The organism is Sphingomonas sp. (assembly GCF_051962185.1).
In the GTDB taxonomy this organism is placed as follows: domain Bacteria; phylum Pseudomonadota; class Alphaproteobacteria; order Sphingomonadales; family Sphingomonadaceae; genus Sphingomonas.
Window position 1 is genome coordinate 1 of sequence record NZ_JBQCCN010000227.1, and the last position, 11,518, is coordinate 11,518.

General features: G+C 66.7%; 9 protein-coding genes. 1 reads left to right on the top strand and 8 read right to left on the bottom strand.

Annotated features, from left to right (window positions below; genetic code table 11):
- The 3 genes from ACTHJR_RS14475 to ACTHJR_RS14485 form a co-directional block, all read right to left on the bottom strand.
- The coding region (locus tag ACTHJR_RS14475) for an ABC transporter ATP-binding protein (RefSeq protein WP_440523943.1) at window positions 1–687 on the bottom strand (687 nt) is incomplete at its 3' end.
- Window positions 650–2,071 (bottom strand): efflux RND transporter periplasmic adaptor subunit, encoded by a 1,422-nt coding sequence (locus ACTHJR_RS14480; protein ID WP_440523944.1) that lies wholly within the window; start codon window positions 2,069–2,071, stop codon window positions 650–652. The genes ACTHJR_RS14480 and ACTHJR_RS14475, both read right to left, overlap by 38 nt.
- A 4-nt stretch (window positions 2,072–2,075) precedes the next feature.
- The gene (locus tag ACTHJR_RS14485) at window positions 2,076–3,479 is read right to left on the bottom strand and encodes an efflux transporter outer membrane subunit (protein ID WP_440523945.1); all 1,404 of its coding nucleotides are present in this window, start codon (window positions 3,477–3,479) and stop codon (window positions 2,076–2,078) included.
- A gap of 201 nt (window positions 3,480–3,680) precedes the next feature.
- Between ACTHJR_RS14485 and ACTHJR_RS14490 the strand changes: the two genes are divergently transcribed.
- Window positions 3,681–5,285: a sulfotransferase gene (locus ACTHJR_RS14490; RefSeq protein WP_440523946.1), complete on the top strand. Its 1,605-nt coding sequence runs from the start codon at window positions 3,681–3,683 to the stop codon at window positions 5,283–5,285.
- Between the two features lies 1 nt (window position 5,286).
- Here the strand turns inward: ACTHJR_RS14490 and ACTHJR_RS14495 are convergent, their stop codons facing one another.
- From ACTHJR_RS14495 to ACTHJR_RS14515, 5 genes are all read right to left on the bottom strand, one after another.
- Window positions 5,287–7,374, bottom strand: coding sequence for an ATP-binding protein (locus ACTHJR_RS14495; protein WP_440523947.1), 2,088 nt, complete (start codon window positions 7,372–7,374; stop codon window positions 5,287–5,289).
- A 3-nt stretch (window positions 7,375–7,377) separates the two neighbouring features.
- Window positions 7,378–7,935 (bottom strand): hypothetical protein, encoded by a 558-nt coding sequence (locus ACTHJR_RS14500; protein ID WP_440523948.1) that lies wholly within the window; start codon window positions 7,933–7,935, stop codon window positions 7,378–7,380.
- Entirely contained in the window at window positions 7,932–8,858 is a 927-nt protein-coding gene (bioB, locus tag ACTHJR_RS14505) for a biotin synthase BioB (RefSeq protein WP_440523949.1), read from the bottom strand. Before bioB ends, ACTHJR_RS14500 begins: the two co-directional genes overlap by 4 nt.
- A gap of 167 nt (window positions 8,859–9,025) precedes the next feature.
- Window positions 9,026–11,167 (bottom strand): methylmalonyl-CoA mutase, encoded by a 2,142-nt coding sequence (gene scpA / locus ACTHJR_RS14510; protein ID WP_440523950.1) that lies wholly within the window; start codon window positions 11,165–11,167, stop codon window positions 9,026–9,028.
- 36 nt (window positions 11,168–11,203) lie between these two features.
- Window positions 11,204–11,518 (bottom strand): enoyl-CoA hydratase-related protein (locus tag ACTHJR_RS14515; RefSeq protein WP_440523951.1); only part of this gene is annotated, 315 nt, incomplete at its 5' end.

Sequence of the window (11,518 nt, forward strand, 5' to 3'; positions counted from 1 at the left end):
GGCGAAAGCGGCCATGTCGGGTTCGTGGGTGACCATCAGCACGGTGATGCCGGCATTCCTGTTGAGATCGGTCAGCAATTCCATGATCTCGACCGAGCGCTCGCTGGCGAGATTGCCGGTCGGCTCGTCGGCCAGCAGCACCGCCGGCTGGGTGACGATCGCGCGGGCGATCGCGACGCGCTGCTGCTGGCCGCCGGACAATTCGGCGGGGGTGTGATCCCACCATTCCTTCAGCCCGACCTTGTCGAGCGCGTCGAGCGCCGCCTCTCGCCGCTCCGCCTTGGGGTCGCCGCGATACAGCAACGGCAGTTCGACATTCTCCAGCGCCGAGGTGCGGGCGAGCAGGTTGAAGCCCTGGAACACGAAACCGAGATATTTGCGCCGGAGCAGCGCGCGCTGATCGCGGTCGAGGCTCTCGATATGATGGCCCTTGAACACGAATTCGCCGTCGGTCGGCACGTCGAGGCAGCCGAGGATGTTCATCGTGGTCGACTTGCCCGAGCCCGACGGCCCCATCACCGCGACGAAATCGCCGGTCGCGATGTCGAGGTCGACGCCCTTTAGCGCCTGGAACGCGGTCGCGCCGGTGCCATAGGTCTTGGTGACCCCGCGCAGCCGGATCAGCGGGTCGCCGGCCTTTGCCGCCGCGTCACTGGCCACCGCGCTGCCCGCCGCCACCGCCGCCATTTCCGCCGCCGCCGGCCCCGCCGCCGCCCGACCGACGCCGGCCCGAGCCGGACTTGCTGCCCGATCCCGCGAGCTGGCCAGTCACGACCTGCATGCCCGGCTGCAGATCGCCGCCAGTGATCTCGGTCATCGTACCGTCGCTCTCGCCAGTGGTGACGGAAATCTCCTTCAGGCTGCCATCGGCCTGCTTGACATAGACGGACTGCTTCGACCCGCGTTCGAGCGGATTGGCGCCGCCCGCATTGCCGCCGCGGCGCCGCATCCGCGGGGTCAGCGCGCCGGCGATCCCGCCCGACGCCTGGGCCGTCGGCGCCGCCTCGGCCTGCGGCTTGAAGCGGAGCGCGGCATTAGGGACGAGCAGGACGTCCTTTTTTTCCATCGTCACGATGTCGGCGGTCGCGGTCATGCCGGGGCGCAACTGGAAATCGGCATTTTGCACCGACAATTCGGCGGCATAGGAGACGACCTGGCCGGTCGTGCCGCTACTGCTCGACGTGCTCGAGGTTGTCGATTGCGCCGACAGATTGGAGCCTACGTCGACCCGGGTGATCGTCGCCGGGAAGGTCTTGCCGGGGAAAGCGTCGACCGTGAAGGTCGCGCGCTGCCCCTCCTTGACGCTACCCACGTCCGCTTCGTCGATCGCGACCTCGAGCTTCATCGCGCTGAGATCCTCGGCGATGACGAACAGGGTCGGCGTGTTGAAACTCGCGGCGACGGTCGCACCCGGCTCGATCTGGCGCGCGAGTACGACGCCGTTGACTGGCGAGCGAATGATCGTCTTGGTCAGCTGAGTCTGGTTCGACGACAATGTCGCTTGCGCCGCGACGACATTGGCCTGCGCCGCCTTCACATTCGCGATCGCGCGGTCGCGATCGGCGATTGCCTGATCCATCTCGGTCTTGGCCGGGACCCGTCCGCCCGACAATTTGCTGACCTGCTGATAGCGCGCCAAGGTCGCGTTCGACTGGGCGAGCGTCGCCTTGTTCTGCCCGACCGTCGCGATGGCCGCGTCTAGCGCGGCCTTGGATTGATTGACCGTGTCCTGAAAACGGCTCGGATCGATGATGGCCAGCGGTTGGCCCTTGACCACGCGGTCGTTGACGTCGACCACCACCTTGGTCACCAGACCCGACAATTCGGACCCGACATCGACCTGGTTGGTCGGCGCGAGCTTGCCGGTCGCCGACACGGTGACGGTGAGGTTGCCCTTTTGCACCTGTTCGGTCGCATAGCCCGATTTCTCGGCGCCGCCGAACAGCCGCATCAACAGGAAGATGACCAGCACCGCGCCGATCGCGATGCCGGCCCAGATCGCGTAGCGCCGGAATTTGGAGGGCGGGCGCCCGCCGAGGAATTGGTCGAGTTCGGCCTGGTTCGTCGCCATCGTCTTACCCCTGCGGTACCGTGGGCGGCTGCGCGGGATCCCATCCGCCGCCGAGCGCGAGGTAGAGCGCGACCATCGCCTGGGCCTGGTCGCCGCGCGCGCTGTTGATCCCGTTCTGCGCGGACAGCAACGCCGCCTCGCTGTTGTTGAGCGTGGTGATGTCGGTCAGCCCCGCGCGATACTGGCTGCGCGCCAGGATCGCCGCGGCGTTTGACGCGTCGAGCGCGACCGCGAACTCGCGCTGCCGCTGCTTCGCCGCCTGCAGCGCCTGGAGCGCGTTCTCGACATCCTCCAAGCTGGTCAGCACGGTCGACTTGTAGAGGGCGAGCGCGCCCTCCGCCGCCGCTTCCTGCGACCGCACTCGGCTGCGCGTCTTGCCGCCGTCGAAGATCAATTGGGTCAGCCCGGCGAACAGGCCGCCGGTGATGACGTTGGCGATATTGCCGAGCGCCGAAGCCGAAGTGCCGATGTTGCCGGTGATGTTGAGCGCCGGGTAGAGCGCCGCCTTCTCGACCCCGATCTGCGCCGTCGCCGCGGCGAGACTGCGTTCGGCGGCCCGCACGTCCGGGCGCTGGCGCAGCACGTCGGCGGGGATGCCGGCGGGGACATCGGGCGGGCTGGTGGGGATCGGCTGCGCGGCTTCCAGTTCGGCCTTGAGCGCGCCCGGCGCTTGGCCGGTCAGCACGCCGATCCGGTTGACCGCGGCGGCGTAATTCTGCTCGATCGTCGGGATCTGCGCCGCGGTCTGCGCGGTCTGCGCGCGCGCCTGTTCCTGATCGAGGCTCGACACCAGGCCGGCCTGGACGCGGAACCCGGCGATCTCGAGATTGTCGTTCTGGATCGCCAGGCTGTCGCGCGCGATCTTGAGCGCGGCCTGATACTGGCGCGCCAGGATGTAATTGCGTGCCGCCTCCGCAGCGATCGAGATCTGGACGTTGGCGAGATCGTAGCCGCTCGCTTGCTCATTCGCCCTCGCCGCCTCGATCGAGCGGCGCGTACCGCCGAACAGGTCGGCCTGGTAGCTGGCATCGGCGCCGATCGAGAAATTGTCGCGCGGCCCGGCCGAATCGAGCAGGTTGCGGTTATAGCCGGCCGAGCCGGAAACCGTCGGCAGAAGCGCTGCGCGCGACTGGACCAGGCTCTCGCGCGCCTGTTTCAGCCGCGCCACCGCTTGCGCGATATCGAGATTGCCCTTGCGCGCGCGGTCGACGATGCTGGTCAGCTCGGGATCGTTGAACCCCGTCCACCAGGTCGAGATATCGGGCAGCGCACCAGGTGTCGCCGGCCCCGAATAAGCTTGGGGTACCCCTAGCGACGCGCTCGCCGGCGGTTTGTAGTTCGGCCCCACCATGCATGCCTGGAGCGGCAGCACGACGGTGAGCATCAAGGCGATACGCGACCGTTTCATTCCCAAAACATGACGCGCGGTAGGACAGAGGTCCATCCCCAATATGTCGCATTTTGTCGCGATCCGGCCGGTTCGGTTCATCTTTCGCGCCTCCGGCAATCCAGCTCGAACGGCTGGCGTTCGCGATCGATCAGGGGAAGAGCCCGCGCGAAATGGCCTCGCGCGCTTGCCTCGCTTTCCATCGTCGCCCATCGTCGGGCGATGACGACACTGCCGCCTGACCTCGCCGATGCCATCACGCACAAGGTAAACGAACAACTGGCCCATGGCGACGCTGCGGGCGCCGAACAGACACTTCGGCATGCCATCGGCGCCGCGCCCGACCTCTATCTGCCGTTCGAGCAACTCGCCCAATTGCTGCTGCGAATGGGGCGACCCGAGGAAGCCGATGCGGCGATGCGGGAGGCGCTAATCGAACATGCCGACAACGCCGACGCGCATGGCATGTTCGGGATGCGGCTGTCGGAACTGGGGCAATTGCCGGGCGCGAATTGGCATTTGCGTCGTGCGATCCAACTCGGGCGACGCCACCCCGCCTTGCTGTCGCAGCTTGGACAGAATCTGGTGCAGCTCGGGGAGGTGGCCGAAGGCGAACCGTTATTGGCCGAAGCGGCGGCACTCGAGCCCGGCTCGCTGTTGCCGGTCGCGCATCAGGCGCGCGCGCTCGAATTGCTCGGCCATCATGAGGAAGCGCGCGCCGCGCTCAGCCGCGCCGAAGAGATTGCTCGTCCGCTCGGCCAGGACCTGACGCTGCACCGCGCCTTCATGATCGAGCAAAGTAGCGACTGGCGGGACGCCCTGGACGCGCTTCGTGACAAAACCGACCTCCCGGGTGTGTCGCTATTGTTGCGCGGGCGCCTCAAGGACCGCGCCGGTGACTATCCCGGTGCCTGGACCGACTTCGTCCAGGGCAAGGCGCAACTCGCCGCAGAAACCGGGTTGGGATATGATCGCGATGGCGTGGATGCTCATGCCGCAAGGCTGCGAGGGTTCTTTTCGGCCAAGCGGTTCGCGGCATTGCCCCGTGCCGGGATCCGGCGCGACGTCCCTCAACCCCTTTTCATTCTCGGCTTCCCACGGTCGGGCACCACGCTGACCGAGCAGGTCCTGACCAATCACTCGCGAATTCGTGCGGGTGACGAATTGCCGTTCACCGGCGAGTTGGTCGAATTCACCGCGCGAGTGACCGGGAAGTTTCCCGACGGACTGGCGAGCCTGGTCGCTGCCGATCGGCGGCACCTGGTCACCGTGTTTCGGGATTTCTATTTGGCGCGCGCCGAGGCCTTCGGATTGCTCGAATCCGGAGCTGCCTTCTTCACCGACAAAATGCCGCTCAACGAGATTTATCTGCCGCTACTGCGGCTCGCCTTTCCGGAAGCGCCGATGCTGGTCATGCGACGCCACCCGCTCGACATTCTGGTTTCGGCGATGGGACACGGCCTGACGCATGGATTCAATTGCGGCTTCGCGCTCGGCGATACCGCGCATCACTTGGCGACGACATCGGCACTGCTCGAGGATTGGGCGGCGATCGGCGCGGATGCTTATGCGCTCCGTTACGAGGATCTCGTCGCCGATCCCGAAGGCCAGGCCGCGCGGCTGATGAACTATCTCGGTCTCGATCTCGAGTCGGCGCAGCTCCGTTTTCACGAGAGCCGGCGGCTTTCGGCTACGCCCAGCCAGGCCCAGGTTCGCCAACCGGTCCACGACCGATCGATCGGTCGTTGGCGCCATTACGCCGATGCGCTCGCGCCGATCCTCGATGTGGTCGCACCGGCGATGGCGCGCGACGGCTACACGCTCTGACTTATTCGAGCTCCAGGATCACCTGATCGACCGCCAGGCTGTCACCGGCCTTCGCTTCCACCGCCTTGACCGTCGCCGCCTTCTCGGCGCGCAGGATGTTTTCCATCTTCATCGCTTCGACCACCGCGAGCGGCTGGCCGGGCTGGACGCTGTCACCTTCCTTGACGTCGAGCCGGACGAGCAGGCCGGGCATCGGCGCGATCAGGAATTTGGAGAGGTCGGGCGGAATCTTCTCGATCAGATGTTCGGCATAGAGCGCGACATGCGCCGGCAGGACGCGCACCATATGGCTTGCCCCGCGTGTGGTCAGGCGGAAACCGCTGCGCGTGCGGGCGATCTTCACGATCAGATCCTGCTCGGCGAGTTCGGCGGTCACGAAACGGTCGCCCGGCGTATATTCCAGCGCGAGATCGAGGTCGGCGCCGTCGACGGTGACGCCGTCGGTCGAGACGCCGACCGCGTGATCTCGCCCGTCGATCCGGACCACCCAGTCCGATGGCGGTTGCAGGCGCCGGCCGAGCTGGCCGTCGATCCGCCGCGCGCGATCGGCTTCCGCCGTCGCCGCGAACGCCGCCACCGCGGCGAGCGCCTTGATCAGCTCGGCCGAGGCCGGCGCGCCGGTGAATCCTTCGGGATATTCCTCGGCGATGAAGCCGGTGGTCAGCGCGCCCTCGCGGAAGCGCGGATGCTGCATCAGCGCCGAGAGGAAATCGAGATTGTTGCCCGGCCCCTCGATCTCGAACGCGTCGAGCGCGGCGATCTGGCGGTCGATCGCTTCTTCGCGGGTCGGCGCCCAGGTGATCAATTTGGCGATCATCGGGTCGTAGAACATGCTGACCTCGCCGCCCTCCGCGACGCCGTCATCGACGCGGGTACGGCCTTCTTCTCCCCTCCCATTTATGGGAGGGGTCGGGGGAGGGCTTGTCGAGGCGAGCGCATCGTTTGGCGACACGCCCTCCCCTGACCCCTCCCGCAAGCGGGAGGGGAACTCTGCCGGCGGGTCGTACCGCACCAGCCGGCCGATCGAGGGCAGGAAACCGCGATAGGGATCCTCGGCATAGACGCGGTTCTCGACCGACCAGCCGTTGATCTTGACGTCCTCCTGACCGAACGACAGCCGCTCGCCCGCCGCGACGCGGATCATCTGCTCGACTAGATCGAGCCCGGTGATTTCCTCGGTCACCGGATGCTCGACCTGGAGCCGGGTGTTCATCTCAAGGAAGTAGAAGCTGTCGCCGGTGGTGTCGGCGCCCGACACGATCAGCTCGACGGTGCCGGCCGAATAATAACCGACCGCACGCGCCAGCGCGACCGCCTGCTCGCCCATCTTGCGGCGCATCCCGGGCGAGACGAAGGGCGACGGCGCTTCCTCGACCACCTTCTGGTGACGACGCTGCACCGAGCATTCGCGCTCGTTGAGATAGACGATGTTGCCGTGCTGGTCGCCCAGCACCTGGATCTCGATATGGCGCGGACTCTCGATGAACTTTTCGATGAACACGCGATCGTCGCCGAACGAGGCGAGGCCCTCGCGCTTGGTGGCCTCGAAGCCCTCGCGTACGTCCTGCTCGCTCCAGGCGAGCCGCATGCCCTTGCCGCCGCCGCCGGCCGATGCCTTCATCATCACCGGATAGCCGATGTCGGAGGCGATCTTCACCGCCTCGTCGGTGTCGGCGATCTCGCCGAGAAAACCGGGAACGACGTTGACGCCCGCCGCCTTGGCGAGCTTCTTCGATTCGATCTTGTCGCCCATCGCCGCGATCGCCTTGGGCGGCGGGCCGACGAAGGCGATGCCGGCCTCGGCGCAGGCGCGCGCGAAGCTCTCGCGCTCCGACAGGAAACCGTAGCCGGGATGGATGCAGTCGGCGCCGGTCGCCCTGGCCGCGTCGAGGATCAACTCGGCCTTGAGATAGCTTTCCGCCGCCGGCGCCGGCCCCAGCCGCACCGCTTCGTCGGCCATCAGCACGTGCGGGCTGCGCGCGTCGGCATCGGAGTAAACAGCGACCGTCGCGATTCCCATCTTCTTCGCGGTGCGGAACACGCGGCAGGCGATCTCGCCGCGATTGGCGACCAGGATTTTCTTGAACATTGGCTACCCCAGAATGCCCTGCCACCAGGGCAGGCGATAAGTTTCGATGTGGATGAAGAGGTTTTCGCCACGATCACCGTCGCCGCCCGCGATCATATGCAATTTGCGCGTGGGTGCTCTATTCCACCACCATTCGCCATCAGGGCCAGGCTCAACGCCTGCTTCTTTAGACAGCGCAGATCGGATGCTCGCCAACGACGGCGCGAGCGGCGCCTTCACCATTACGGAACAGATCCAAACCTTATCTTTAAGGGTCTGGCCGCGTATCACCGTAAGATTGGTGACATCCCAAGTATCGAGCGAGAGGGAATTCGCCGGATCCGCTCGCTGGGTGCGGGTAAAAGGCCAGCCGCTCGCCTTGAGGCCATCCTCGAATCCACCGAAGTCGGACGCCCGATCGAAACATTGCTGGACCGTCAGTCGCACGATCTTCGTTACGTTCCCCGCGCGGTCCGTTGCCGAAAGTGGGGCGATAGCGGACGCCGCCGACGGTTGCGCGCACCCGCCGATCGTGAAGCCAGCGAACGCAATTCCAGCAATGACGAATCCGCGCCAGATCACTCCGCTGCTTCCATCACGCTGCGTTGCTCGGCGGCCATCGGCGCCAGGCCGAGCTTCGCGAACAACGCCGCGTCCTTGTCCTCGCCGGCATTGCCGGTGGTCAGCAATTTCTCGCCGGTGAAGATCGAATTGGCGCCGGCCAGGAAGCACAAGGCCTGCGCCGCTTCCGACATGCTCTCGCGGCCCGCCGACAGCCGCACCATGCTGCCCGGCATGGTGATCCGCGCGACCGCGACGGTGCGGACGAATTCGATATCGTCGATCTTGGCCAGCGGCGTGTCGGCCAGCATGTCGCCGAGCACCGTGCCCTTGACCGGCACCAAAGCGTTGATCGGCACGCTCTCGGGATGGACCGGCAGGCTGGCGAGCGCATGGATGAAGCCGACGCGGTCGGCGCGGGTCTCGCCCATGCCGATGATGCCGCCGCAGCACACGTTGATCCCGGCGCTCCGCACGTTCTCCAGCGTCTCGATCCGCTCCTCGAAGCTGCGCGTCGAGATGACGTTGGCGTAATTCTCCGGCGAGGTATCGATATTGTGGTTGTAATAATCGAGCCCCGCCTCGCCCAGCACCTTCGCCTGGTCCGGCGTCAGCATGCCGAGCGTCATGCAGGTTTCCATCCCCATGTCGCGCACGCCCTTCACCATCTGGACCAGCGCGGGGATGTCGCGATCCTTGGGATTGCGCCACGCCGCGCCCATGCAGAAGCGCGACGAGCCATTGTCCTTGGCCTGCGCCGCCGCCTGCAGCACCGCGCGGACATCCATCAGCTTGGTCGCCTTCAGGCCCGTCTCGTGGCTCGACGATTGCGAGCAATAACCGCAATCTTCCGGACAGCCGCCGGTCTTGATCGAGAGGAGCGTCGACAGCTGCACCTCGTTCGCCGCGTGATGCGCGCGATGCACCTCTGCCGCGCGGAACACGAGCTCGGTGAAGGGAAGATTGAAAAGGGCTGCGATCTCCTCACGGGTCCACCTCTTCTCCCCTCCCGCTTGCGGGAGGGGCTGGGGGAGGGCCTGTTTGGTGGAGGAAGACACGCCCTCCCCTGACCCCTCCCGCAAGCGGGAGGGGGATTCTGTGGTCGCCTCGTTCATTCTGCAGCCTCTTGTTCCGGGGGCATGTTGTGGCCGAGCAGGCGGAGGACGTCCTCCGCCGCCTTGATCAAATTGGTGCCGGGACCGAAGATCGCCTGGACCCCGGCCTCACGCAGGAAGTCGTAATCCTGCGCCGGGATCACCCCGCCGGCGATCACCTTGATGTCGGCGCGCCCGGCGTCGCGCAGGTGACCGATCAGTTCGGGGATCAGGGTCTTGTGTCCGGCGGCGAGGCTCGAGGCGCCGACCACGTCGACGTCGCTGTCGAGCGCCAGCATCGCGGCTTCCTTCGGCGTCTGGAAGAGAGGCCCCGGCACCACCTCGAAACCGAGATCGCCGAACATCGAGCTGACCAGATTGGCGCCGCGGTCGTGCCCGTCCTGCCCCATCTTGGCGACCAGCATGCGGGGCTTGCGGCCGAGCCGGCGCTCGGTCGCGGCGACGCCCGCGAGCAGATTGTCCCAGCGCGCGTCCTGGTCATAGGCGCCGCCATAGATGCCCGACACCGGGGTCGGCTTGGTGCCGTAGCGGCCGAACACATCCTCCATCGCCGAGGAGATCTCGCCCAGGGTCGCACGCTGGCGAGCGCACTCGACCGCGAGGCCGAGCAGATTGCCGTCGCCCTTCGCGCCCTCCCGCAGCGCATCGAGCGCGGCCCGGCACTTCGCCTCGTCGCGGCCCGCCTTGACCCGCTTGATCCGCGCGATCTGCGCGTCGCGCACCGCGTGGTTGTCGACGTCGAGGATGTCGAGATCGTCTTCCTCGGCAAGCCGGTATTTATTGACCCCGACGATCACGTCCTCACCGCGATCGACCCGCGCCTGGCGCGCCGCCGAGGCTTGCTCGATCATCGCCTTGGGCCAGCCGGCGGCGACGGCATTGGCCATGCCGCCTTCGCCCTCGACGCGCTCGATGATCTCCCAGGCGCGGTCGTGGAGTTCCTGGGTCAGCGCCTCGACATAATAGGAGCCGCCGAGCGGATCGACGACATGGGTGATCCCGGTCTCTTCCTGCAGCACGATCTGGGTGTTGCGCGCGATGCGGGCGGAGAAGTCGGTCGGCAGCGCGATCGCCTCGTCGAGCGCATTGGTGTGGAGGCTCTGCGTGCCCCCCAATGCCGCCGCCATCGCCTCGACCGTGGTGCGGATGACGTTGTTATAGGGATCCTGCTCCTGCAGCGACACACCCGAGGTCTGGCAATGCGTGCGGAGCATCTTGGAGCGCTCGTCCCTGGCGCCGAGGTCGGTCATCACGCGGTGCCACAGCTTGCGCGCGGCGCGCAGCTTGGCGACTTCCATGAAGAAGTTCATCCCGATCGCGAAGAAAAAGCTCAGCCGCCCGGCGAACTTGTCGATGTCGAGCCCCGCCGCCATCGCCGCTTTCGCATATTCGCGGCCGTCGGCGATCGTGAAGGCGAGTTCCTGGACCTGCGTCGCGCCAGCTTCCTGCATGTGATAGCCGGAGATCGAGATCGAGTTGAACTTCGGCATGTGCGCCGAGGTGTAGGCGATGATGTCCGCGATGATCCGCATGCTCGGCGCCGGCGGATAGATGTAGGTGTTGCGGACCATGAACTCCTTGAGGATGTCGTTCTGGATGGTGCCGTCAAGCTGCGCCTGCGACACGCCCTGTTCCTCGCCCGCGACGATGAAGAAAGCGAGGATCGGGATCACCGCGCCGTTCATCGTCATGCTGACCGACATCTCGCCGAGCGGGATGCCGTCGAACAGGATCTTCATGTCGTCGATCGTGTCGATCGCGACTCCCGCCTTGCCGACATCGCCGACCACGCGCGGATGGTCGCTGTCATAGCCGCGATGCGTGGCGAGATCGAACGCGACCGACAGGCCCTTCTGCCCCGCGGCGAGGTTGCGGCGGTAGAAAGCGTTCGATTCCTCGGCGGTCGAAAAGCCGGCATATTGCCGGATCGTCCAGGGCCGCCCGGCGTACATCGACGCGCGCACGCCGCGCGTGAAGGGCGCGAAGCCGGGCAGGCCGGGATCGACGCCAGCGACGTCCTCGGCCGGATAGAGCGGCTTGACCTGGATCCCCTCCGGCGTGTGCCAGGTGAGGTCCTTGCCCTTCACTTCCTTGTCGGCGAGCGCCTTCCAGTCGTCGCGGGTCGGGTTGGTGGTCATGAGCGTGTCCGGCCCCGAAAGGGCGCTCCTTCCGTCTCAGGCGCCCTTGAACGCGGGCTTGCGCTTCTGGAGGAAGGCCATGCCGCCCTCCATCGAATCGTGGGTGGCGCGCGCGGCGCGCTGATTGTCGGCCTCGCGCTGCATCGCCGCGGCGTAATCGCCCTCCAGCGCATCGTGGAGCTGGCGGCGCATCAGGCCGAGCGCGACGGTCGGGCCGGCGGCCAGCCGCTCGGCGAGCGCCAGCGCTTCCGCATCGAGCGCGTCGTCGGCCACTACCTTGTGGATCATCCCCCAGTCGAGCGCTCTGGCCGCGGGGACGCGTTCGCCGAGCATCATCATCTCCGCCGCCCG